The organism is Pseudomonas sp. FJ2-5-13, assembly GCF_029201605.1.
GTDB classification, from domain to species: Bacteria; Pseudomonadota; Gammaproteobacteria; order Pseudomonadales; family Pseudomonadaceae; genus Aquipseudomonas; species Aquipseudomonas lactis.
The window spans coordinates 5,115,487-5,139,619 of the sequence record NZ_CP104045.1; the positions used below are offsets into that span (position 1 = coordinate 5,115,487).

Genomic DNA, 24,133 nt, shown 5'->3' on the forward strand with positions numbered 1-24,133 from the left:
CGCAATCCAGGCCTTATAAGCACTGCTTTCAAGACAGTGCGCCTGTATAAACGAAGACTCACGCGCGTTACTCGCTGTTTCCAAGCGCCTGAACGAGGACCCTTTTCATGCCAGACATTACCCTGACCACCTTGCAGAGCCTCAAGCTCAAAGGTGAAAAAATCACCATGCTGACCTGCTATGACGCCACTTTCGCCCACGCCAGCTGCCAGGCTGGCGTCGAAGTGCTGCTGGTGGGCGACTCCCTGGGCATGGTTCTTCAAGGGAATGACAGCACGCTGCCCGTAACCACCGATGAACTGGCCTACCACACCGCCAGCGTCAAGCGTGGCAACGATGGCGCCTTTATCATCGCCGACCTGCCGTTCATGGGTTACGCCACCCTTGAGCAAACCTTCCTGAACGCCGGCAAGCTGATGCAGGCCGGCGCACACATGATCAAAGTCGAAGGTGCCGTGTGGCTGGCCGAGTCGATCCGGCTGCTGGCCGAGCGCGGCGTGCCAGTGTGCGCACACATGGGCCTGACGCCGCAGTCGGTCAATATCCTCGGTGGCTACAAGGTCCAGGGCCGCAACGAAGCCCAGGCCCGCCAGATGCGCGCCGATGCCATCGCCCTGGAACAAGCCGGTGCGGCGATGATTCTGCTGGAGTGCGTGCCGAGCGAACTGGCTGCCGAAATCACCCAGGCCGTCAAAGTGCCCGTAATCGGGATTGGCGCAGGTGCAGCCACCGACGGCCAGGTGCTGGTCCTGCACGATATGCTCGGCCTGTCGATCACCGGCCACGTGCCTAAGTTCGTGAAGAACTTCATGGCCGGCCAGGACAGCATCCACGCCGCCCTGAGCGCCTACGTCAGCGAAGTCAAAAACGTGACGTTCCCAGGTATTGAACACGGGTTCTCGGCATGAACACCGTTAAAACCGTCCGCGAACTGCGGGCCGCCGTAACCCACGCCCGCAACGCCGGCAAACGCATCGGCTTTGTGCCCACCATGGGCAACCTGCACAGCGGCCACGCCACCCTGGTGACCAAGGCCGCGCAGCAAGCGGATTTTGTGGTGGCGAGCATTTTCGTCAACCCGCTGCAATTCGGCGCTGGCGAAGACCTGGACAAATACCCGCGCACATTGGCCGCCGACCAGGAAAAACTCCTGCAGGCCGGTTGCAACCTGCTGTTTGCGCCCACGGTGGAGGAAATGTACCCCGATGGCATGAACGGCCAGACCCGTGTCAGCGTGCCACAACTGTCTGAAGGCTTGTGCGGTGCCAGCCGCCCAGGGCACTTCGAAGGCGTGGCCACGGTGGTCAGCAAGCTGTTCAACATGGTCCAACCGGACATGGCCGTATTTGGCCAGAAGGACTACCAGCAGTTGGCGGTGATCCGCGCCATGGTCCGCGACCTGAACATGCCGATCCAGATCATCGGCGAGCCCACCGTGCGCGCCGAGGACGGCCTCGCGCTGTCATCACGCAACGGTTACCTCAGCGAGGAGCAACGGGCGGTCGCGCCAGTGCTGTACCGCGCGCTCAGCCAGATCGCCACGGCCATCAAAGGCGGCGATCATGATTTCGCCAGGCTTCGCGCCGAGCACATCCAGCAGATTGAAGCCGCAGGGCTGCGCATGGACTACCTGGAAGTGCGCCAAGGCGTGCATCTGCGCCCGGCCACGGCTGAAGATCGTGATGTGGTGATCCTGGTCGCCGCTTACCTGGGGGCTACACGTCTGATCGATAACCTGCACCTGAACCTCGCCTGACCCCGCTTTACCCTCAACCTGTTGCCCCGACGGCTGTGCCGGTATAAAAAAGTACCGGCCACAGCGCAGACAAAGCCAAGACATATCCACACGCTAGGTTTAATGTAACTGCCCTGCGCTATGGTTAGCGCTGTCTGGAACCCAGTCCTTGCGATAAGACTGGATGTTCCGGGCTTTGAAGTGTCCTAAAGGCAGTCCCCGTAATAAAAAGGAAACCCGCAGCGATGGCGTACTACCGCACCCCTCATGACGTTACCGCGCTGCCCGCCTGGCAAGCGCTTGTTCAACATCGCCAAGCCATGCAGGATTTCAGCATGCGCGAGGCGTTCAATGCCGATCCTCAGCGTTTTTCCCAGTTCACCTTGAGCAGCTGCGGACTTTTCCTCGATTACTCGAAAAACCTGATCACCAGCGAAACCCGCGACCTGCTGGTGGGCCTGGCCAAGGAAGTCAATCTCAAGGCGGCGATCGACGCGCAGTACGCTGGCGAACCGGTCAACTCCTCGGAGGGCCGCCCTGCCCTGCACACCGCCCTGCGCCGCCCGGTGGGCGACAAGCTGTCGGTCAACGGCGTGAACATCATGCCGGACGTGCACAAAGTGCTGAACCAGATCACTGACCTGGTCGGCCGTATCCACGACGGCCTGTGGCGTGGCTACACCGAGAAGCCGATCACCGACGTGGTGAACATTGGCATCGGTGGCTCGTTCCTCGGCCCGGAGCTGGTCTCCGAGGCCTTGCTGTCCTATGCCCACAAAGGCGTGCGTTGCCACTACCTGGCGAACATCGACGGCAGTGAGTTCCACGAACTGACCATGAAGCTGCGCGCCGAGACCACGCTGTTTATCGTCTCGTCCAAATCCTTCAACACCCTGGAAACCCTGAAAAACGCCCAGGCCGCCCGCGCCTGGTACCTGGCCCAGGGGGGCTCGGAAGCCGAGCTGTATCGCCACTTCATCGCCGTCTCGAGCAACAATGCCGCGGCCGTGGCGTTCGGTATCCGCGAAGAGAACATTTTCCCAATGTGGGACTGGGTCGGTGGGCGCTACTCGCTGTGGTCGGCCATCGGCTTGCCAATTGCTTTGGCCATCGGCATGTCCAACTTCAAGGAACTGCTGTCGGGTGCCTACACCATGGACCAGCACTTCCTGAACGCACCGTTCGAAGCCAACATGCCCGTGCTGCTGGGCTTGCTGGGCGTGTGGTACGGCAACTTCTGGGGTGCGCAGAGCCATGCGATCCTGCCGTACGACCATTACCTGCGTAACATCACCAAGCATTTGCAACAGCTGGACATGGAATCCAACGGCAAGAGTGTGCGCCAGGACGGCACGCCCGTGTCCACCGATACCGGCCCGGTGATCTGGGGCGGCGTGGGCTGCAACGGCCAGCACGCTTACCATCAGTTGCTGCACCAAGGGACTCAGCTGATCCCGGCCGACTTCATCGTACCGATCGTCAGTTTCAACCCGGTGTCCGACCACCATCAGTGGCTGTACGCCAACTGCCTGTCCCAGAGCCAGGCGCTGATGCTCGGCAAGACCCGCAGCGAGGCCGAAGCCGAGCTGCGTGAGAAGGGCCTGCCGGAAGCCGAAGTACAGAAGCTGGCACCGCACAAGGTGATCCCGGGCAACCGTCCGAGCAACACCCTGGTGGTCGAGCGCATCAGCCCGCGTCGCCTGGGCGCATTGGTGGCGATGTATGAACACAAGGTGTTCGTGCAGAGCGTGGTGTGGGGCATCAATGCCTTCGACCAATGGGGCGTTGAACTGGGCAAAGAGCTGGGCAAAGGCGTGTACAACCGCCTGACCGGCGCCGAAGAAACCTTGGCCGAAGATGCTTCGACCCAGGGCCTGATCAACTACTTCCGTGGTCGTCACCGCGGCTGAAGCCGTGCATTCAAGGCCAACGTCGGTTTGGACGTTGGCCTTGAACCCTCCCGCTTCAGGGTGCATCTTTATGACTTGTCGCAAAAACAAGAATAAGGAGCGCTCATGTTCGATATCAGCACCTTTCCCACCGCCGATGCCGTCCGCCGGGCTGCGCATCTCAGTCAAGAGGACTACCAGCGCCTCTATCGCCAATCTATCGAGCAGCCAGACACCTTCTGGGCCGAACAGGCCAAGGGCTTTCTCGACTGGATAAAACCCTGGCACAGCGTCCAGCAGTCAGACATCCACACCGGTGCCGCCCAATGGTTTGCCGGTGGTCAGTTGAATGTCAGCTACAACTGCATCGACCGCCACCTGGCGCAGCGCGCCGATCAGCCGGCCTTCATCTGGGAAGGCGATGATCCGTCAAAATCCTGCACGATTACTTACCGTCAACTGCACCAAAACGTCAGCCGCCTGGCCAACGTCTTGAAAAGCCGTGGCGTGAGCAAAGGTGATCGCGTGTGTATCTACATGCCGATGATCCCCGAAGCGGCCTACGCCATGCTGGCCTGCACGCGAATAGGGGCGGTGCACTCGGTGGTGTTCGGGGGGTTCTCTCCTGACGCCCTGCGCGACCGCATTCTCGACGCCGATTGCCGCACCGTGATCACCGCCGACGAAGGCGTACGCGGTGGCAAACCCGTGGCGCTGAAACAGAACGTCGACAAAGCCCTGGCCAGTTGCCCGAATGTCAGCACGGTACTGGTGGTGGAGCGCACCGGAGCGAGCGTGACTTGGCACGAAGGCCGCGACCTCAAGTACCAAGCCGCCCTGGACGCCGCCAGCGACAACTGCCCACCCGAGCCGATGGACGCCGAAGACCCACTGTTCATCCTCTATACCTCCGGCAGCACCGGCAAACCCAAAGGCGTGCTGCACACCACCGCTGGCTACCTGCTGCAAGCGGCGATGACCTTCAAGTACGTGCTCGACTACCAAGAGGGTGAAGTGTTCTGGTGCACCGCCGACGTGGGCTGGGTCACCGGGCACAGCTATATCGTCTATGGCCCGCTGGCCAATGGCGCCACCTCGCTGATGTTCGAAGGCGTGCCGAGTTATCCGGACAGTTCGCGTTTCTGGCAGGTCATCGATAAACACCAGGTGAATATCTTCTACACCGCGCCCACCGCCCTGCGTGCCCTGATGCGTGAAGGCCACGGCCCGTTGCAGAGCACATCCCGCGCCAGCCTGCGCCTGCTGGGCAGCGTCGGTGAGCCGATCAACCCGGAAGCCTGGGACTGGTATTTCAACGCCGTCGGCGAACAGCGCTGCCCGATTGTCGATACCTGGTGGCAGACCGAAACCGGCGGCATCATGCTCAGCCCGCTGGTCAGCGCCCAGCGCATCAAACCGGGCTGCGCGACACAGCCCATGTTCGGCGTACAACCGGTGTTGCTCGATGAACAGGGCAAGGAAATCAGTGGCGCCGGCAGTGGCGTCCTGGCGATCAAGGCCAGCTGGCCGGGGCAGATTCGCAGCGTCTACGGCGACCCGCAACGCATGATCGACACCTACTTCAAGCCCTACCCCGGCTACTACTTCACCGGGGATGGCGCACGGCGCGATGAAGACGGCGACTACTGGATCACCGGGCGCATCGACGATGTGATCAACGTCTCGGGCCATCGCATCGGCACCGCCGAGGTGGAAAGTGCCCTGGTGCTGCATGACCAGGTCGCCGAAGCCGCTGTGGTGGGCTATCCCCACGACGTCAAAGGCCAGGGCATTTACGCGTTTGTCACCCCCATGAATGGCGTCGAACCCAGCGACGAATTGAAAAAGCACCTGCTGGAGTTGGTCAGCAAGGAGATTGGCAGCTTCGCCAAACCGGAACTGATCCAATGGGCGCCAGCCCTGCCGAAAACCCGCTCCGGCAAGATCATGCGGCGTATCTTGCGCAAGATCGCCTGCAACGAACTGGACAGCCTGGGCGACACCTCGACCCTGGCCGACCCCAGCGTGGTGGACGGTTTGATCGACAAACGCCTCAACCGGTAGCGCCAGGATAATCCCCGGCCTGTGCAGGCCGGGGTTAGCTGTTAAACTTCGCGCCCCCTTTTTCTTATTCATCTGCAAGCAAGGCGCGCTCCATGACTCCCTTGAATCAGGCGCTGCGCGCCGCCCTCGATCACCGCCAAGACCTGATCAACACGCTGCACAGCCAGGGTACGGACTGCTATCGGCTGTTCCACGGCAGCCAGGAAGGCGCCGGCGGCTTGACCATCGACCGCTACGGTCCGCAATTGCTGGTACAAAGCTTCCACCAGTCCCTGGAAACGGCAGACCTGCTGGACCTGTACCAACTGATCAACCAGTACATGGGCCTGGAATTGTTGCTGGTGTACAACGACCGTGCCCGCGGCAACTCACGCATCGACCGCGAAGACACGGTGTACCGCGCAGAGCCTGGCGCATTGGAAGATCTGGTCGGCCACGAGTGGGGCCTCAATTACCGTGTGCGTGGGCGCCACGCCGGGCAAGACCCACTGCTGTTCCTCGACCTGCGCAACACCCGTGGCTGGGTCAAGGACCACAGCGCCGGCAAAAGCGTGCTGAACCTGTTCGCCTATACCTGCGGCGTCGGTTTGAGCGCGGCTGCGGGCGGTGCACGCGAGGTGTGCAACCTGGATTTTGCCGAGGGCAACCTGGCGGTGGGGCGTGAAAACGGCCAACTCAACCCGCAGTTGCCGAGCATGGAATTCATACAGTCCGACTACTTCCCGGCGATTCGCCAACTGGCAGGCCTGCCCATCACCCAGCGTCGCGGGCAGAAGCTGCCGAGCTATCCGCGCCTGGAACAGCGCCAGTACGACCTGGTACTGCTCGATCCTCCCGCCTGGGCCAAGAGCGCTTTCGGCACCGTCGATTTGTTGCGCGACTATCAAAGCCTGCTCAAACCCGCACTGCTGGCCACCGCCAACAATGGCGTGCTGATTTGCTGCAACAACTTGGCAAAGGTCAGCATGGAGGACTGGCGTGAGCAGGTGCTGCGCTGCGCGGAAAAAGCCGGGCGCCCGGTACGCGAATGGCAAGTGATGACACCTGGGGCCGACTTTCCTTCCCGGGACCAACAGCCCCCGTTGAAGACCCTGATCCTGCATTTGTAGGAAGTTTCCCAGCGCCCACGGTTCTTCGGAACCGAATTCCCGTGCCATACTCCAAGGCACTCTTGTTCGACATAGATGGCGTTCACCCATGCCCAAAGGATTGATCCGCGCCGTAGGCGCCTTGTTGACCGCCCTTGCTTTGTACAGCTTGCTGGGCTTTCTGATATTACCCGGCATCGCCCTTCGCATTGCCAACCAACAGTTGGCCAACTACGCCACAGTGCCGGCGCGAATCGAGCGTATCGAACTCAACCCCTTCAGCCTGGAACTGACGCTGTGGGGCCTGAAGATTGGTGAGCCGGGCAAAGAGCAAGTGGGTTTCGAACGCCTCTACGCCAACCTGCAGATCGACAGCCTCTGGACCCGCGCCCTGCACCTGGCCGATGTGCAACTGGACAAGCCCAAGACCGAACTGCTGTTCGACAAGTCCGGCCAACTGAACCTGGCGCAGCTGTTCAAACTGCCACCGAGCGAGCCAACCCCGGCCGATCCTGATGCCAAGCCGTTCCCACTGCGTATCGACAGCATCAAGCTGGCCGGTGGTAACGTGCATTTCCAGGACCTGCGCCCCAGCGAACCCATCGAATTCCTCTACGACGAACTCGACTTCGAGCTGAAAAACCTCAGCACCTTGCCCGACGACAATGCCGACATGACCCTGGTCGCCGCTGGCCCCGAAGGGGGTCAGATCGACTGGAAAGGCAACTTCAGCCTGGTACCGATCACCTCCGAAGGCACCTTGAAGGTTACCGACGGCAAGATGAAAGCGTGGTGGCCGTATGTGCGTGACGCCCTGCCACTGGTGCTGGAAGACGGGGTGCTCAACTTCAGCACTGACTACAAATTCAGCCTGGCCAAAGAGACCGAGCTGAACCTGACCAACACCGCCGCCAGTATCGCCCCCTTCGCTATCAAGGCCCCCGATGGCCGGCCACTGGCGCGCCTGGAACGCCTGGACGTCAGCGAAACCACGGTAGACCTGGCCAAGCAGCAGGTCATTGTCGGCAAGATCCGCAGCAACAAGCTGGAAACCTGGGCCGCCCGTGAGGCCGATGGTCAACTGGATTGGCAGAAACTGTTCGCCAGCCAACCGAGCAAACCGGCCAAGGCACCCGAGCCAGCCGCTGCCGACGCGCCTTCGGCGCAACCGGCGGCACCGAGCAAGCCGTGGCAAGTGCTGCTCAAGGATGTGCAACTGCGTAACTATCAGGTGCACCTGGCAGACCGCCAGGTAAAACCTGCGGTCGCGCTGGAACTGGGCCCGTTGAATGTCGACGTACAGAACTTCGACAGCCTCAACCAGAGCCCCTTTGCCTTGAAGATCGACACCGGCCTGGGCAAACAAGGCAAGATCCAGGCAACCGGCGAGGTTAACCTCAACCCCGTCAGCGCCAAGCTGAAAGTGAACACCCAGGACATCGACCTGCGGGTCGCCCAGGCTTATATCAGCCCGTTTATTCGCCTGGAATTGCGCAGCGGCATGCTGGGCAGCAACCTGGACGTGAACCTCAAAAGCACCGAGCCACTGGCCCTTCAGGTCAGCGGCCGCGCTCAGGTTGACCAGTTGCATACCCTGGACACCCTCAAGACCCGCGACTTCCTAAAATGGCAACGCCTGGTGCTCGAAGGCGTGAATTACCAGCACGGCCAAAGCCTGTCGATCGACAAGGTCAACTTGTTGCAGCCGTATGCGCGCTTCATGATCAACGAAGATCGCACCACCAACATCGACGACCTGCTGATCCCGCAGCCCGCCGACAGCGGCAGCAAGTCGGCCGCCAAACCTGCCGCCAGTAACGACAAGCCCTTGGGCATTCATATCGGCCAGATCGCGATCAACGACGGTTCGGCCAACTTTGCCGACTTTAGCCTCACGCCCAACTTTGCCACCGCGATTCAACAGCTCAACGGCCAGATTGGCACCATCGACAGCCGCCAGGCCAAACCGGCCAGCGTCGACATCAAGGGCAAGGTGGACCGTTACGCGCCAGTGACGATCAAAGGCAGCGTGAACCCGTTTGACCCGATGGCCGCGTTGGACATCGCCACCAGCTTCAAGCGTGTCGAGTTGACCAACCTGACACCTTACTCAGGGAAATTTGCGGGCTTCCGCATCCGCAAGGGCCGCCTGAATCTCGATCTGCACTACGTGATCACCAAAGGCCAGTTGAAGGCTGAAAACAAAGTGGTGGTCGAGCAACTGCAATTGGGTGAAAAAGTCGACAGCTCCGATGCCGTGGACTTACCGATTCGCCTGGCTGTCGCCCTGCTCAAGGACTCCGACGGCAAGATCTCCATCGAACTGCCGGTAAGCGGCGACCTGAACAACCCACAATTCAGCGTGATGCCGATTGTGTGGCAGACCCTGCGCAACCTCGTGGTGCGCGCGGCAACAGCGCCCTTCAAGTTCATTGGTGGGCTGGTCACCGGTGGCGGCTCTGAAGACTTGGGCAATGTGTCGTTCGCCGCCGGCTCCAGTGAGCTGAACAAAGACGCCGAAGGCGCTCTGAACACCCTGGCCAAGGCGCTGAAAGAACGCCCTGCCCTGCGCCTGGAAATTGAAGGCACCGCCGCTGCCAGCAGCGACGGGCCGTTCCTGGCCGCACAGCGACTGGAACGCGAATACCAATACAACTATTACAAGATCCTCCAGCGCCGTGGCGACAAAGTCCCGGCCCAGGCCTCGTTGCTTGAAGTGCCGGAGAAGGAAAAAGCACCCTTGCTGGAAGGCATCTACCGCACCCGTCTCAAACAGCAACCACCGGCCGAATGGAAAGACCTGGGCAGCGACGAGCGCTCGGCGAAGCTCAAGGACGGGGTGATCAAGTTCTGGAGTGGCAGTGACGTGCTACTGCGCCAGTTGGGGCAGGACCGAGCCAGCACCATCAAGGATTACCTGGTAGACAAGGGCCAGTTGGAAGATGACCGCGTGTACTTCATCGATGCGCAGCTGGGGCAGGCCGAGAAAGATGGCCGCGTGATCACTCCAATGCACCTGGATGCTGAGTAACTTCTAAGCACCGTCCATCCTAATGTGTGTGGCTTGCCTGCGATAGCATCACCTCGGTGCAACTGAATGACCGAGGTACCCGCATCGCAGCATAGGTATCTACACAATTTTGTAGGTTGCAGCAGCCAACGGTAACCACGATGCGAAGCGAGTCGCTCTTGATCTTGATCTGCTTTTGATCTCAAGCGCCCCGTTAAACCACGCTGGCCGGAATTCGACAGGGATTTGGGGGGTAAACCGGCAGGGATGCCGGTTTAGCCGCCCCGCGCCATGGATGGCGCGTGGCGGCGGCCCCCCAAATCACTGTCGGATTACGGGCACACCGAGCCCAAGAGAGGTGCCGAGTGGTGGGGCAAGAGCGTTTTGCTTACTTTTGCGCTTTTCAAAAGTGAGCCGCTGTCAGAGCGGAACCCTAAGCAGCCGTTACCGCAGCAATGGATATATACACAATCCAACCGTGTTGACTGCCAGGCCGCCTTCGCGAGCAAGCCCGCTCCCACAGTAGGATCGTTGGGGTGTCAGGTAGCTGGGCGTCGGCTGTCAGGCCGCCATCGCAGGCAAGCCAGCTCCCACATTTGGATCGTGGTGTGTCAGGCACATCTGCGTCGGTTGGTAGGTCCTCACGGGAGCAAGCTCTCTCGCCACAGGTTCAGCGTCGCTGCGAAGTTGTGTAGACACCTATGCGTATCGCAGGCAGCTCCCACATTTTTTTGGCCTGATTTCTGTTTCAACCCGAAATAGAACAGGCCCCGACACAAGTGCCGGGGCCTGCAATGACCACATCCGTGTGGTCGGTCGCATGAACTCCAGAGGTGCGTCAGGTGGATATCTAACTCACCCTAAGCCGCCGCTATTCAGTTCAAACGAAACGTTCAGCATTACTCTGCTTTCAGGCCATCGGCCGATACAGCTTTAACGCCTTTGATTTTCTTGGTGATCTCTACAGCGGTTGCTTTCTGCGCAGCAGTCACAGCGGTAGCCGACGACAGGGATACAACACCTTTGTTGGTTTCAACCTTGATGTCGGTGCCTGGAATACCTTTTTCAGTTACCAGGTCAGCCTTCACTTTAGTGGTGATCCAAGTGTCGCTGGTGGTCTCTTTAGCGTCGTGGGCAGCGCCTTTGGTTTTGTCGATGCCGTCAGCCTTGGTAGCACCGCCAGCCAGCAGGCCGTCAGCGGAAACTGCAGTCACACCTTTGATTTTCTTGGTGATGGCTACAGCAGTAGCTTTCTGCGAATCCGAGATAGCGACGTCGGAGGACAGGGAAACCACACCTTTGTTGGTCTCAACCTTGATGTCCGAACCTGGAATGCCTTTTTCGGTCAGCAGGTCAGCTTTGACTTTAGTGGTGATCCAAGTATCCGAAACGCTTTCCTTAGCCTTGGTCGCTTCACCGGCCGCCAAAGTCATAGGGGCTTGGGAAGTCTGAGCAAAGGCTACGTTAGCACCCATGGCCAGGGTCAGAGCGGTAGCAGTAGCGAGAGCGAACTTCTTCATACGAGTAACTCCTGTTTTATTAAAAGTCTGCAGGCGTAAACCTTCATGCTGCAGCTCTACCAGGGATATTGCAGGCAGTGTGCCAAGTCACCTAACAGATTAAAACCCTTATTAAACAATGACTTATGAAAAGCATGAATTTTCGAAATCGTGCAACTTGCATGAAGCTCATCGTGCCTGCATGCAAGTTGCGGCTTTTGGGCGGCGCTAAACAGCTGATTCTGCTTCATTTTCTTGCGCCCATAAAAAAAGGACTCCGAAGAGTCCTTTTTTCAGCGTAAAGCCTGCGGGTGATTAAACGCCCGAAGCCTTGGCTGCTGCTACGTCCTTGATGGACAGCTTGATACGGCCGCGGTTGTCCACGTCCAGTACCAGCACTTCCACTTCCTGGCCTTCTTTCAGAATGTCGGTCACTTTCTCAACGCGAGCATCGCTCAGCATGGAGATGTGAACCAGACCGTCTTTGCCTGGGAGGATGTTGACGAACGCGCCGAAGTCGACGATGCGCTCAACCTTGCCGACGTAGATCTTGCCGATCTCGGCCTCAGCGGTGATACCCAGGACGCGCTGGCGTGCTGCTTCAGCCGCTTCCTTGGTTTCGCCGAAGATCTTGATCGAGCCGTCGTCTTCGATGTCGATCGAAGCCTTGGTTTCTTCACAGATCGCACGGATGGTCGCGCCGCCTTTACCGATGACATCACGGATTTTGTCGGTGTCGATTTTCATCGCGATCATGGTCGGAGCATTTTCCGACAGTTCGGTGCGGGACTGACCAATGATCTGGTTCATCTGGCCGAGGATGTTCAGGCGCGCTTCCAGGGCTTGGCCCAGAGCGATTTCCATGATTTCTTCGGTGATGCCCTTGATCTTGATGTCCATCTGCAGCGCGGTCACACCTTTAGCGGTACCGGCTACTTTGAAGTCCATGTCGCCCAGGTGGTCTTCGTCACCCAGGATGTCGGTCAGGATGGCGAACTTCTCGCCTTCTTTAACCAGGCCCATGGCGATACCGGCAACCGGTGCCTTCATTGGCACACCGGCGTCCATCAGTGCCAGGGAAGCACCGCAGACCGAAGCCATGGAGCTGGAACCGTTGGACTCGGTGATTTCCGATACAACACGGATGGTGTACGGGAACACGTCAGCGGCAGGCAGCATGGCCTGAACCGAACGGCGAGCCAGACGGCCGTGACCGATTTCGCGACGACCTGCACCGCCCATACGACCACACTCGCCCACCGAGAACGGAGGGAAGTTGTAGTGCAGCATGAAGGGGTCTTTTTTCTCGCCTTCCAGGGTGTCCAGCAGTTGTGCGTCACGGGCAGTACCCAGGGTCGCAACCACCAGGGCCTGGGTTTCGCCACGGGTGAACAGCGCCGAACCGTGGGTCTTGGGCAGTACGCCAACTTCGATGTTCAGCGGGCGTACGGTGCGGGTATCGCGACCGTCGATACGTGGCTTGCCGTTAACGATGTTTTCGCGAACGGTACGGTATTCGATCTCACCGAAAGCCGCTTTGACTTCGCTGGAAGAAGGCTGGCCTTCTTCACCGGACAGCTTGGCAACGACCTGGTCTTTCAACTCGCCCAGGCGAGCGTAACGGTCGGCCTTGACGGTGATGGTGTAGGCGTCGGAGATGGCAGCGCCGAACTCGGAGCGGATAGCGCCCAGCAGCTCGGTGGCTTCCGGGGCAGCAGCCCAGGTCCAGGTTGGCTTGGCAGCTTCGGCAGCCAATTCTTTAACCGCGTTGATCACAACCTGGAACTCGTCGTGAGCAAACAGTACGGCACCCAGCATCTGGTCTTCGGTCAGCTCTTTGGCTTCCGATTCAACCATCAATACGGCTTCGGACGTACCGGCAACGACCATGTCCAGGCTCGAGGCTTTCTGTTGCTCGTAAGTCGGGTTCAGCAGGTAGCCGGTGCTTTCGTGGAACGCAACGCGGGCAGCGCCGATCGGGCCATCGAAAGGAATGCCGGAGATGGCCAGGGCAGCCGAGGTACCGATCATCGCAGCGATGTCCGGATCGGTCTTCTTGCTGGTGGAAACGACGGTGCAGACAACCTGCACTTCGTTCATGAAGCCTTCTGGGAACAGCGGACGGATCGGACGGTCGATCAGTCGGGAAGTCAGGGTTTCTTTCTCGGAAGGACGGCCTTCGCGCTTGAAGAAACCGCCAGGGATCTTACCGGCAGCGTAAGTTTTTTCCTGGTAGTGAACGGACAGAGGGAAGAAGCCCTTGCTCGGGTCAGCGGTCTTGGCGCCAACAACGGTCACCAATACGGTCACGTCGTCGTCAACGGTAACCAGCACTGCGCCGGAGGCTTGACGGGCGATACGGCCTGTCTCGAGGGTAACGGTCGACTGACCGAACTGGAATTTTTTGATAACCGGGTTCACGGTGTCCTACCTTCTTTGTGGCTCTTGGGGGAACTTGTCTTCTTGCGAAATTCTTGGGCAATGACGGGAATCGGCCCGACGCTCGTCCAGGGTAAAACGTGTATCCAGATAAAACTTGAGGCTGGGAGCCTACCACGGGCCAACGGGAATCCCGATGACACGCGGCAGACAACCAACCTCTAGCGCAATCGCTTATTAGCGACGCAGACCCAGGCGACCGATCAGAGTCTGATAACGACCCAGATCCTTGCCTTTCAGGTAGTCCAGCAGCTTACGGCGCTGGTTTACCATGCGGATCAGACCACGACGGGAGTGGTGGTCTTTACCGTTGGCCTTGAAGTGACCTTGCAGTTTGTTGATGTTGTGGGTCAGCAGTGCAACTTGCACTTCTGGCGAACCAGTGTCACCAACAGCTTGCTGATAGTCAGCTACGATTTGTGCTTTTTCTTGAACGTCGAGAGCCATGAGGCAATCCTTTTTTTAAGGAAACCACCCAAAGGGCAGTTTCAACAGGCCAGGGACAAATCCCTGTATCTAAAAATGAGTAGTGACCATGCCTGTTAACAGCCACACTCGTCCGGTCATTCTGACCGAATCAGCCGACGCGGCGCGATGCGCCCGTCTTCGCTCACTTCACCGATACCGATAAAGCGACCGTTATGATCCTGTACTCGCACCATGCCGAACTTCGGGGCATCCGGGGCGCGTACCGGCTGGCCGTTGAGCCAGTAGAACGCGCTGTGCTCCGAGAAGTGCAGCAGCGGCCAATCGAGCAAACCGCTGTCCGATGGCATCAGGAAGCGATCAACCGCTTCATTGCCGCCTTCGGCATGTACCGCTTCCAACTCTTCCAGCGTGACCGTCTGGGCCAGGCTGAAAGGCCCGGCCTGGGTGCGTCGCAGTTCTGCAACGTACGCGCCGCAACCGAGCTTTTCACCAATATCTTCCACCAGGGTACGGATATAGGTGCCTTTGCTGCAGTCCACGGCCAAACGGGCAGTGTCGCCTTCGCAAGCGAGCAATTCCAAGCGCGCAATAGTAACAGAACGCGGTTCGCGCTCCACTACTTCGCCCGCACGTGCCAGCTTGTAAAGTGGCTGGCCATCGCGCTTGAGTGCCGAGTACATCGGCGGTATCTGACTGATTTGCCCACGAAAAGCGGGTAAGGCAGCTTCGATATCCGCACGACCAACGGTCACGTCGCGAACCTGCAAAACATCACCTTCGGCATCTGCCGTGGTGGTGGTCTTGCCCAGTTGCATCAGGGTTTCGTAACCCTTGTCGGAATCAAGCAGGTATTGCGAAAACTTGGTGGCCTCGCCAAAGCACAACGGCAATACACCGGTGGCCAATGGATCAAGGCTGCCGGTGTGCCCGGCCTTCTCGGCGTTGAGCAGCCAGCGAACCTTCTGCAACGCGGCATTGGAGGTAAAGCCAATGGGTTTGTCGAGCAGAATGATGCCACTGACGTTGCGACGAATACGTTTGACCTGAGCCACCGCTTACTCCTTGGCGTCGTCAGGTGTGGACGGATGCTGGCTGTCTTCAGCCACGGCGCGTTCGATCAGGGCCGACAGGTGCGCGCCACGCACGACGCTTTCGTCGTAGTGGAAGTGCAACTGCGGAACGCTGCGCAGCTTCATTTCACGGGCCAACTGCATACGCAGGAAACCTGCGGCGGAGTTGAGCACCTTGATGCTTTGCGCGATTTCTTCGCTGCTGTCCTGCCCCATCACGGTGATGAAGATCTTGGCGTGACCCACGTCACGGCTCACTTCAACAGCGGTAATGGTGACCAGGCCAACGCGTGGGTCTTTGACTTCGCGACGGATCAGTTGGGCCAGCTCACGCTGCATCTGATCGCCGATACGCTGGGTACGGCTGTATTCTTTTGCCATGTCTTGTTACCTGTTACTGCCACACGGTGAAACCCGTGGGGTCTGAAAGCGGCAAACGCCCGGCCTGACAAAAGCCAGACCGGGCGTTGCGTTTAGAGTCCTGACGCTGCGCGGGGCATCTGCATGCCCACACGCTGCGCGGCTCCTGAAGTGCGCGAGTTAGAGGCTGCGAGCAACCTGAACCTTCTCGAAGACTTCGATCTTGTCGCCAACCTTGACGTCGTTGTAGCTCTTGACGCCGATACCGCATTCCATGCCGGCACGTACTTCGGCAGCGTCATCCTTGAAGCGGCGCAGGGATTCCAGCTCGCCTTCGAAGATAACGATGTCTTCACGCAGTACACGGATTGGACGGTTACGGTACACAGTGCCTTCAACCACCATACAGCCGGCGATCGCACCGAATTTCGGCGAGCGGAACACGTCACGCACCTCGGCGATACCCAGGATGTTCTCCCGGACGTCGCTGCCAAGCATGCCGGTAAGGGCTTTCTTGACGTCTTCGATGATGTCGTAGATGACGTTGTAGTAACGCATGTCCAGGCCTTCCTGCTCGACGATCTTGCGAGCGCCAGCATCGGCACGCACGTTGAAGCCGAACAGTACAGCGTTGGAAGCCAGTGCCAGGTTGGCGTCGGATTCGGTGATACCACCGACACCGCCACCGACAACGCGCACTTGCACTTCGTCGTTACCCAGGCCGTTCAAGGCGCCGTTCAACGCTTCGAGGGAACCACGAACGTCAGACTTGAGGACGATGTTAAGCGTCTTCTTCTCTTCCTGGCCCATGTTCTCGAAGATGTTTTCCAGCTTGCCGGCGTGAGCACGGGCCAGCTTGACCTCGCGGAACTTGCCTTGACGGAACAGAGCCACTTCACGGGCTTTCTTCTCGTCGGCCACTACGCTCATCTCGTCGCCAGCGTCCGGCGTACCGTCCAGGCCGAGAATCTCGACTGGGATGGCAGGACCGGCTTCCTTGATTGGCTTGCCGTTCTCGTCGAGCATGGCACGTACACGGCCGTAGTTCGAACCGACCAGCACCATGTCGCCTTGGCGCAGGGTACCGTCTTGAACCAGCACGGTAGCAACCGGGCCACGGCCCTTGTCGAGACGGGACTCAACCACGACGCCACGGCCAGGAGCCGATGGAGTAGCGGTCAGTTCCAGGACTTCGGCTTGCAACAGGACCGCTTCGAGCAGTTCGTCAACGCCGGTACCCATTTTTGCCGAGACCGATACGAATGGCGTCTCGCCACCCCATTCCTCGGACGTCACGCCGTGAACCGACAGTTCGCTACGGATGCGATCGAGATCAGCGCCCGGCTTGTCGATTTTGTTCACGGCAACGACCAGAGGAACACCGGCAGCCTTGGCGTGCTGGACAGCTTCAATGGTCTGCGGCATTACGCCGTCGTCCGCTGCAACCACCAGGATCACGATGTCGGTCGCCTTGGCACCACGGGCACGCATTGCGGTAAACGCGGCGTGACCTGGGGTGTCGAGGAAGGTGACCATGCCGCGCTCGGTTTCAACGTGGTATGCACCGATGTGCTGGGTAATACCACCGGCTTCGCCTGCGGCAACCTTGGCACGACGGATGTAGTCGAGCAGGGAAGTCTTACCGTGGTCAACGTGGCCCATTACGGTCACAACCGGCGCACGGGAAACCGCTTCACCTTCAAACTTCAGGGACTCGGCCAGGGAATCTTCCAGGGCGGTGTCGCTGACCAGGGTCACTTTGTGGCCCAGCTCTTCAGCAACCAACTGGGCAGTTTCCTGGTCCAGTACCTGGTTGATGGTGGCTGGAGTGCCCAGCTTGAACATGAACTTGATGATTTCAGCAGCCTTGACCGACATCTGCTGGGCCAGATCGCCCACAGTGATGGTCTCGCCGATCTTCACTTCACGCACGACAGGGCCGGTTGGGCTCTGGAAACCGTGGGCGTTGCGCTTCTTCAGCTTGGCCTTGCCGCGACCACCACGACGGAAGCCATCGCTTTCTTCGTCGGTGGTACGTGGGGCAACGCGTGGCGCAGGCGCTTTCTCTTTGACCGAGGCGCGGTGCGGAGCGTTTTTACGCTCGCCATCGCCACCACCACCGCGACGATTGTTGTCGTCAGCACGTGGTTTGTCCGGACGACGAGGCTCGTCGCGCTTGCGGGCATCTGCTGCAGGAGCAGGTGCAGCGGCAGCCGGGGCAGCCTCACGCACAGCTTCAACAGGGGCGGCGACCGCGTCAGTGGCAGCAGGTTGCGCAGCAGCAGGCTGGCGACGCGCTTCTTCTTCGGCGCGACGCTTGGCTTCTTCTTCAGCCTTCTGACGTGCAGCATTTTCTACTGCGCGACGTTCTTCCAGCTCGCGTTTGCGCTCGGCTTCGATTTCTTCCGGGCTGCGCTGTACGAAGACTTTCTTCTTGCGTACTTCAACGCTGATGCTCTTGCTACCTGCAACCCGCAGGGTGCTGGTGGTTTTGCGCTGCAATGTAATCTTGCGCGGTTCTTCCACTTTCGCCTTGTGGCTGCTCTTCAAGTGAGTCAGCAAAGACTGCTTCTCACTATCGCTCACACCTTCATCGGCGGCGGTGTGCGGCAGACCTGCCTCACGCATCTGCTGCAACAGGCGCTCTACCGGTGTTTTGACCTCATCGGCCAGTTGTTTCACCGTGACTTGCGTCATGCACTTCTCTCCTCAGGCCGCGCCTAATTACTCGAACCAATGGGCTCGGGCGGCCATGATCAACTTGCCGGCACGATCTTCGTCAATGCCGTCGATGTCGAGCAGATCGTCAATAGACTGCTCGGCCAGGTCTTCGCGGGTAATTACGCCGCGCACCGCCAGTTCCATCGCCAAATCCTTGTCCATACCCTCAAGCGAGAGCAGGTCTTCGGCCGGATGGGCGTCTGCCAGCTTTTCCTCAGTAGCGATGGCTTTAGTCAACAAACGATCCTTGGCCCGAGCGCGGAGCTCGTTGACGATATCCTCGTCAAAGCCGTCGATGTTGAGCATTTCTTCCAACGGTACGTAGGCAATCTCTTCCAGGCTGGTGAAGCCTTCATCTACCAGCACCTGTGCCAGTTCTTCATCGACTTCCAACTCTTCGATGAAGTTGCGCAGGATGTCACCGGTTTCAGCTTGCTGCTTAGCCTGGATGTCCGATTCGGTCATCACGTTCAGGGTCCAACCGGTCAGTTGGCTGGCCAGACGCACGTTCTGACCACCACGACCAATGGCCTGAGCCAGATTGTCTGCGCCAACGGCGATGTCCATTGCATGGGCATCTTCGTCAACGATAATTGCCGCCACTTCAGCTGGCGACATGGCGTTGATCACGAACTGCGCCGGGTTATCGTCCCACAGGACGATGTCCACACGCTCACCGCCCAATTCGCCCGACACTGCCTGGACGCGCGAACCGCGCATACCGATGCAAGCGCCTTGCGGGTCGATGCGTTTGTCCTTGGAGCGGACCGCGATCTTGGCACGCGAACCCGGGTCACGGGACGCAGCCATCACTTCGATCAGGCCTTCGGCGATTTCCGGCACTTCGATACGGAACAGCTCGATCAGCATTTCCGGCGCGGTACGCGACAGGATCAACTGTGGGCCGCGGTTCTCGGTGCGGATTTCCTTGAGCAGCGCACGCAAGCGCACGCCGACACGGAAGGTTTCGCGAGAGATGATGTCTTCGCGGGCCAGCAACGCTTCGGCGTTGTTGCCCAGGTCGACGATCACGTTGTCGCGGGTAACTTTTTTCACGGTGCCGGAGATGATTTCACCCAGGCGTTCGCGATAGGCGTCAACGACTTGAGCGCGCTCGGCTTCGCGAACCTTCTGCACGATGACCTGCTTGGCGGTCTGTGCAGCAATACGGCCGAATTCGATCGACTCGATCTTTTCTTCAACAACATCGCCAACCTGAGCGCCCGGATGCGTTTGCGCAACCTTGCTTGGCCAGGTTTCGATTGCCGGATCATCAAGATCGTCCTCTTCGACCACCGTCCAACGACGGAAAGTCTCATAGGCACCGGTGTGGCGGTTGATTTCCACACGCAGATCTACTTCGTCTTCAAAACGTTTCTTGGTAGCAGTGGCCAGGGCCAGCTCCAACGCTTCAAAAATCACGCTTGCCGGTACACCCTTTTCATTGGATACCGACTCAACAACCAGCAGTACTTCTTTGCTCATCGTACGCCTCGCCTTTCGCAAGCCATTGGATCCGCGGGATCCGCGTCTCAGTCAAAACTGGGAATAATGTTGGCCTTGTCGATCATATCGATCGGCAACAGGAACTCATGGTCTTCTACCTGCACCACGACATCCTGCTCTTCTACACCGCGCAGAAGGCCCTGAAAGTTGCGTCGCCCTTCAAAGGGGGAGCGCAGCTTGATCTTCACTTGTTCACCGGCATATTTAGCAAACTGCTCGATAGTGAACAGTGGGCGTTCCATGCCTGGCGAGGAAACTTCAAGGGTGTATTCAACGGAGATTGGATCTTCAACATCCAGCACACCGCTGATCTGACGGCTGACAATGGCACAATCGTCCACCAGCACGCCGCCCTCTTTATCGATATAAACGCGCAACATTGAGTGGCGACCTTGAGCCGAAAACTCAATACCCCAGCATTCATAGCCTAGGGCCACGACCACCGGGGCCAACAAGGCCTGCAACTCTTCTAGCTTGCTCGACACCTGAACCCCCTCGTGCATGTATGTGCATGCTGTGCAAAATAAAAAAATGGGCGAAACGCCCATCCTTGAAACGCCGTCGAACAGCGGCGTTGAAAGTGTCCAGCTAACAAAAAGCCCCTTAAAAGGGGCTCCGCTAAAACTGGTTGCGGGGGCCGGATTTGAACCGACGACCTTCGGGTTATGAGCCCGACGAGCTACCAGACTGCTCCACCCCGCGACAAAGCTGGGGCGGAAGTATACGACCGATCCCTTGCAGGGTCAATGTAACCTTCCACCTACAAGAAAGCCCGCAACAGCGGGCTCTCCTGATAATTGGTACCGAGAAGGGGACTCGAACCCCTACACCCTATGGGCACAACCACCTCAAGGTTGCGTGTCTACCAATTCCACCACCTCGGCAATACAGCGTTTACAACCCTTCTTACTTCTGCTCTTGAGCTGGAGGTACGTCAGTCGCTGGAGTAGCCGACTTTTGCTCTTGAAGCACCGGGACATCATCAGAAGCCGGTTTTGCTTTTGGAACTTCCAACACTGCTGGGTTTGGCAAACCTACTTGAGTCAGCACATGAGCTTTCTCTTTAGCAAAGTAACCTAACCCTAAGCTGGTTATGAAGAAACCTGCGGCAAGTATAGCAGTAAACTTACTAAGAAAGGTAGAGGAACCTTGGCTTCCGAACACAGTATTTGAAGCACCTGCACCGAAAGACGCACCAGCATCCGCACCTTTACCCTGTTGCAACAAAACCAGAGCAACTACGCTCAGGGCAGCCAACAGATGAAAAACGACTACGACTGTTTCCAGCATTTTTTCAGTTTCCCGCGGCGCGACAGATCGCACCGAACTCATCTGCATTCAGGGAAGCTCCACCAATGAGCCCCCCATCGATATCCGGCATGCCGAACAGTTCGACCGCATTGGCCGCCTTCACGCTGCCGCCGTATAGAAGCCGCACACCTTGTGCGACTTCAGAATTCTCTGCCGCCAACTGCGCGCGGATGGCTGCGTGCACATCCTGCGCCTGTTGCGGTGTAGCAGTCAGCCCGGTGCCAATGGCCCAGACCGGCTCGTAAGCAATGACCGCCTTTGCAAATGCACCAACACCCAGCTCCTCGATGATGCTGCCCAGCTGACGCGAGACAACTTCAAGAGTCTTGCCCGATTCGCGCTGCTCAAGGGTCTCCCCTATGCACAACACCGGAATCAAGCCACAAGCCTGTGCTGCGGCGAACTTGCGGTTGAGCGTCCCATCCCGCTCGCCCATCATCTGGCGACGCTCGGAGTGCCCGACAAGCACATAGGAACAACCCGCATCAACCAGCTGACTCGGCGAAATCTCGCCGGTCAACGCACCTTGCATCGGCTCTACCGCAGAGTTCTGCGCGCCGACCTGAATCGACTTGCCCTTCAAGCCATCAACCACTTGGTTGATATGCAAGCAAGGCGGGAACACCGCGACATCAACACCGCTAGGCAAGGCCAAGTGACGAAGGCCGTTGATCAGCTCAGCGACACTGGCGCGGGTACCGTGCATCTTCCAGTTACCAGCTACCATAGTGCGACGCATGCTGTACCCCGTCGGTCAAAGTGGGCGCAGATGTTACCCAACCACATCATCACTGGCAAGCCGAATTCAGGCGCAAACTTCAGTTACCAGTTTTGCCAGGTCTTCGGCATGGCCGCGAACCTGTGTTTCGTCCTCGCCTTCGACCATCACACGCACCAGCGGCTCTGTGCCGGACTTGCGCAGCAACACACGCCCGCGCCCCGCCATTGCCTGGGTCACGCGCTCGCAAGCCTCTTTGACAGCAGGGTGCTCGATGGGGTTTTCGCCACCGGCAAAACGCACATTGAGCAGCACTTGCGGGCACTTGCGCAGGGCTTGGCGCGCCTGGGCCAGGCTCTCCTCGCGGCGACGCAGGGCCAACAGCACCTGTAGCGCGGCGATGATCGCGTCGCCCGTGGTGGTGTGCTGGAAGCAAACCACGTGCCCGGAGTTCTCGCCGCCGACCAACCAGTTACGCTCCAGCAGCTCGGCGATCACGTAGCGATCACCGACATTGGCGCGAATAAAGGGAATCCCCAGTTCTGCCAACGCCAATTCCAGCCCGAGATTACTCATCAGGGTGCCGACCACGCCACCTTGCAGCTTGTTACGCTCATGCAGGTCACGGGCAATGATGAACAACAGATCATCACCATCCACGATCGTGCCGGTGTGATCCACCATCAGCACACGGTCGCCATCGCCGTCAAAAGCGATGCCCAGGTCCGCATGCTCAGCCAGCACAGCAGCCTGCAGCTGCTCCATGTGGGTAGAGCCGCAATTGTCGTTGATGTTCAAGCCGTTAGGCTGAGCCGACAGCACGGTGACCTGTGCACCCAGCTCCTTGAAGACGCTCGGCGCCACCTTGTAGGTCGCACCATGGGCGCAATCGACAACAATCTTCAAGCCTGCAAAATTGGTGCTGCTCGGAACACTGCTTTTACAGAATTCGATATAGCGGCCTGACGCGTCGTTAATGCGCGACACCTTGCCCAGCTTGCTGGACTCAACCACCGTCATCGGCGCATCCAGCAGCTCTTCGATCATCAACTCGATCTCGTCAGGCAGCTTGGTGCCCTGCCCCGAGAAAAACTTGATGCCATTGTCATCATGAGGATTGTGGGAGGCGCTGATCACAATACCGGCTTCAGCGTGAAAGGTACGCGTCAGGTAAGCGATTGCCGGCGTAGGCATAGGGCCCAGCAGCATCACGTCGGCCCCGGCGGCGGACAGGCCAGCCTCCAGCGCGGATTCAAACATGTAGCCCGAAATTCGGGTGTCCTTGCCCACCAGGATGCGACACGCGCCCATGCTGCGGAACGCCATGCCTGCCGCCCAACCCAGTTTGAGCATGAAATCAGGGGTGATCGGGAATTCGCCGACCCGACCACGAATGCCGTCGGTGCCAAAATATTTCTTAGTCATAAGTGCTCCATCATTCTTATTCGGCTGATTCTACAGCAGCGAGCATGCGCACCACATCGACCGTTTCGGCGACATCATGCACACGCAAAATACGTGCGCCCTTGGTTACAGCAAGCGCCGCAAGCGCCAGGCCGCCATACAGGCGTTCGCCGACCGGGCGATTCAAGGCGAGCCCTATCATGCTCTTGCGCGAAACGCCGACCAACAGCGGGCGACCAAGGGCGTGCAAGGCGTCCATGTGTTTGAACAGGCTTAGATTGTGCTGCAGGGTCTTGGCAAAGCCAAACCCCGGATCGAGGATGATCTGTTCGGGCGCAATACCCACAGCCACACACTGGGCAATCCTCTCAGCAAGAAACCCACTTACCTCGCCAACCAGGTCGTCGTAATGCGGATTGTCCTGCATGTTGCCGGGCTCACCCAGCATATGCATGAGGCAGACGGGCAAGCCAGTTGCAGCGGCCGCATCAAGGGCGCCGTCGCGCTGAAGCGAACGCACATCATTGATCAACCCCGCTCCGAGACGCGCTGTTTCGCGCATCACTGCCGGGGTGGAGGTGTCTACCGAGATGATGACATCCAGCTCACGGGCAATGCGCTCAACCACCGGCGCCACACGCTCCAGCTCCTCCAATGGAGAAACAACGCGGGCGCCAGGGCGGGTCGATTCCCCTCCCACATCAATCAACGTCGCACCGGCAGCCACCATCGCCTCGGCGTGGTGCAACGCGGCGTCCAGCTGGCTGAAGCGGCCACCATCGGAAAAGGAGTCAGGGGTTACATTGAGGATGCCCATGACATGCGTCCGGGCCAAATCAAGAACCCGGTTGCCGCAAGGCAACCGGGTAGAGGACAAAGCAGAAGTCATT

The 24,133-nt window shown here is 59.0% G+C and carries 18 protein-coding genes and 2 tRNA genes; 6 read left to right on the forward strand and 14 right to left on the reverse strand.

The genetic code is table 11. The annotated features are described in order from the left end of the window. The first annotated feature begins 107 nt into the window (after positions 1-107). The 6 genes from panB to N2A98_RS22625 all read left to right on the forward strand — a co-directional run bounded on the left by panB (position 108) and on the right by N2A98_RS22625 (position 9,807). On the forward strand, positions 108-908 hold the full coding sequence (gene panB / locus N2A98_RS22600) for a 3-methyl-2-oxobutanoate hydroxymethyltransferase (protein WP_057711123.1): 801 nt from the start codon (positions 108-110) through the stop codon (positions 906-908). After that, complete coding sequence (panC, locus tag N2A98_RS22605; protein WP_044268581.1) at positions 905-1,756, forward strand: pantoate--beta-alanine ligase; 852 nt, start codon at positions 905-907, stop codon at positions 1,754-1,756. The genes panB and panC overlap by 4 nt, the downstream gene beginning before the upstream one ends. A gap of 224 nt (positions 1,757-1,980) precedes the next feature. Further along, positions 1,981-3,645 carry a glucose-6-phosphate isomerase gene (gene pgi, locus N2A98_RS22610; RefSeq protein ID WP_003194166.1) on the forward strand — a complete coding sequence of 555 codons (1,665 nt, stop codon included), beginning with the start codon at positions 1,981-1,983 and terminating at the stop codon, positions 3,643-3,645. Between the two features lie 105 nt (positions 3,646-3,750). Continuing rightward, entirely contained in the window at positions 3,751-5,688 is a 1,938-nt protein-coding gene (gene acs, locus N2A98_RS22615) for an acetate--CoA ligase (RefSeq protein WP_044268587.1), read from the forward strand. Between the two features lie 92 nt (positions 5,689-5,780). Beyond that, positions 5,781-6,797: a class I SAM-dependent methyltransferase gene (locus N2A98_RS22620; protein WP_275622668.1), complete on the forward strand. Its 1,017-nt coding sequence runs from the start codon at positions 5,781-5,783 to the stop codon at positions 6,795-6,797. 88 nt (positions 6,798-6,885) lie between these two features. Next, complete coding sequence (locus N2A98_RS22625; protein ID WP_078803823.1) at positions 6,886-9,807, forward strand: DUF748 domain-containing protein; 2,922 nt, start codon at positions 6,886-6,888, stop codon at positions 9,805-9,807. An 878-nt stretch (positions 9,808-10,685) separates the two neighbouring features. On the opposite strand, the gene N2A98_RS22630 is transcribed toward N2A98_RS22625, so the two are convergent. From N2A98_RS22630 to folP, 14 genes are all read right to left on the reverse strand, one after another. Continuing rightward, positions 10,686-11,306 carry a BON domain-containing protein gene (locus N2A98_RS22630; protein ID WP_044268594.1) on the reverse strand — a complete coding sequence of 207 codons (621 nt, stop codon included), beginning with the start codon at positions 11,304-11,306 and terminating at the stop codon, positions 10,686-10,688. A gap of 294 nt (positions 11,307-11,600) precedes the next feature. Continuing rightward, on the reverse strand, positions 11,601-13,706 hold the full coding sequence (gene pnp, locus N2A98_RS22635) for a polyribonucleotide nucleotidyltransferase (RefSeq protein WP_003194180.1): 2,106 nt from the start codon (positions 13,704-13,706) through the stop codon (positions 11,601-11,603). Positions 13,707-13,901: 195 nt separating this feature from the next. After that, on the reverse strand, positions 13,902-14,171 hold the full coding sequence (gene rpsO, locus N2A98_RS22640; protein WP_003177875.1) for a 30S ribosomal protein S15: 270 nt from the start codon (positions 14,169-14,171) through the stop codon (positions 13,902-13,904). Positions 14,172-14,287: 116 nt separating this feature from the next. Continuing rightward, positions 14,288-15,205, reverse strand: a complete 918-nt coding sequence (gene truB / locus N2A98_RS22645; protein ID WP_014719950.1) for a tRNA pseudouridine(55) synthase TruB — start codon at positions 15,203-15,205, stop codon at positions 14,288-14,290. Positions 15,206-15,208: 3 nt separating this feature from the next. Continuing rightward, positions 15,209-15,604, reverse strand: a complete 396-nt coding sequence (rbfA, locus tag N2A98_RS22650) for a 30S ribosome-binding factor RbfA (protein WP_044268596.1) — start codon at positions 15,602-15,604, stop codon at positions 15,209-15,211. A gap of 159 nt (positions 15,605-15,763) precedes the next feature. Next, positions 15,764-18,280, reverse strand: a complete 2,517-nt coding sequence (infB, locus tag N2A98_RS22655; protein WP_003194185.1) for a translation initiation factor IF-2 — start codon at positions 18,278-18,280, stop codon at positions 15,764-15,766. A gap of 27 nt (positions 18,281-18,307) precedes the next feature. Continuing rightward, the gene (gene nusA, locus N2A98_RS22660) at positions 18,308-19,789 is read right to left on the reverse strand and encodes a transcription termination factor NusA (RefSeq protein WP_003194187.1); all 1,482 of its coding nucleotides are present in this window, start codon (positions 19,787-19,789) and stop codon (positions 18,308-18,310) included. A gap of 47 nt (positions 19,790-19,836) precedes the next feature. Beyond that, positions 19,837-20,295 (reverse strand): ribosome maturation factor RimP, encoded by a 459-nt coding sequence (rimP, locus tag N2A98_RS22665; RefSeq protein WP_032873230.1) that lies wholly within the window; start codon positions 20,293-20,295, stop codon positions 19,837-19,839. Positions 20,296-20,435: 140 nt separating this feature from the next. Then, positions 20,436-20,512, reverse strand: a tRNA-Met gene (locus N2A98_RS22670). A gap of 96 nt (positions 20,513-20,608) precedes the next feature. Beyond that, positions 20,609-20,694: transfer RNA gene (locus tag N2A98_RS22675), tRNA-Leu, on the reverse strand. A 22-nt stretch (positions 20,695-20,716) separates the two neighbouring features. Continuing rightward, positions 20,717-21,100, reverse strand: coding sequence for a preprotein translocase subunit SecG (secG, locus tag N2A98_RS22680; protein ID WP_003194191.1), 384 nt, complete (start codon positions 21,098-21,100; stop codon positions 20,717-20,719). Positions 21,101-21,104: 4 nt separating this feature from the next. Next, on the reverse strand, positions 21,105-21,860 hold the full coding sequence (gene tpiA / locus N2A98_RS22685; RefSeq protein WP_003194193.1) for a triose-phosphate isomerase: 756 nt from the start codon (positions 21,858-21,860) through the stop codon (positions 21,105-21,107). Between the two features lie 66 nt (positions 21,861-21,926). Next, complete coding sequence (gene glmM / locus N2A98_RS22690; RefSeq protein WP_003194195.1) at positions 21,927-23,264, reverse strand: phosphoglucosamine mutase; 1,338 nt, start codon at positions 23,262-23,264, stop codon at positions 21,927-21,929. 16 nt (positions 23,265-23,280) lie between these two features. Next, the gene (gene folP / locus N2A98_RS22695) at positions 23,281-24,132 is read right to left on the reverse strand and encodes a dihydropteroate synthase (protein ID WP_047711796.1); all 852 of its coding nucleotides are present in this window, start codon (positions 24,130-24,132) and stop codon (positions 23,281-23,283) included. Position 24,133 lies beyond the last annotated feature (1 nt).

Excerpts from the sequence above, each read along its gene's own strand:
- panB (WP_057711123.1), top strand. The coding sequence starts at position 108 with ATGCCAGACATTACCCTGACCACCTTGCAGAGCCTCAAGCTCAAAGGT.
- panC (WP_044268581.1), top strand. The coding sequence starts at position 905 with ATGAACACCGTTAAAACCGTCCGCGAACTGCGGGCCGCCGTAACCCAC.
- pgi (WP_003194166.1), top strand. The coding sequence starts at position 1,981 with ATGGCGTACTACCGCACCCCTCATGACGTTACCGCGCTGCCCGCCTGG.
- acs (WP_044268587.1), top strand. The coding sequence starts at position 3,751 with ATGTTCGATATCAGCACCTTTCCCACCGCCGATGCCGTCCGCCGGGCT.
- N2A98_RS22620 (WP_275622668.1), top strand. The coding sequence starts at position 5,781 with ATGACTCCCTTGAATCAGGCGCTGCGCGCCGCCCTCGATCACCGCCAA.
- N2A98_RS22625 (WP_078803823.1), top strand. The coding sequence starts at position 6,886 with ATGCCCAAAGGATTGATCCGCGCCGTAGGCGCCTTGTTGACCGCCCTT.
- N2A98_RS22630 (WP_044268594.1), bottom strand. The coding sequence starts at position 11,306 with ATGAAGAAGTTCGCTCTCGCTACTGCTACCGCTCTGACCCTGGCCATG.
- rpsO (WP_003177875.1), bottom strand. The coding sequence starts at position 14,171 with ATGGCTCTCGACGTTCAAGAAAAAGCACAAATCGTAGCTGACTATCAG.
- rbfA (WP_044268596.1), bottom strand. The coding sequence starts at position 15,604 with ATGGCAAAAGAATACAGCCGTACCCAGCGTATCGGCGATCAGATGCAG.
- infB (WP_003194185.1), bottom strand. The coding sequence starts at position 18,280 with ATGACGCAAGTCACGGTGAAACAACTGGCCGATGAGGTCAAAACACCG.
- nusA (WP_003194187.1), bottom strand. The coding sequence starts at position 19,789 with ATGAGCAAAGAAGTACTGCTGGTTGTTGAGTCGGTATCCAATGAAAAG.
- secG (WP_003194191.1), bottom strand. The coding sequence starts at position 21,100 with ATGCTGGAAACAGTCGTAGTCGTTTTTCATCTGTTGGCTGCCCTGAGC.
- tpiA (WP_003194193.1), bottom strand. The coding sequence starts at position 21,860 with ATGCGTCGCACTATGGTAGCTGGTAACTGGAAGATGCACGGTACCCGC.
- glmM (WP_003194195.1), bottom strand. The coding sequence starts at position 23,264 with ATGACTAAGAAATATTTTGGCACCGACGGCATTCGTGGTCGGGTCGGC.
- folP (WP_047711796.1), bottom strand. The coding sequence starts at position 24,132 with ATGACTTCTGCTTTGTCCTCTACCCGGTTGCCTTGCGGCAACCGGGTT.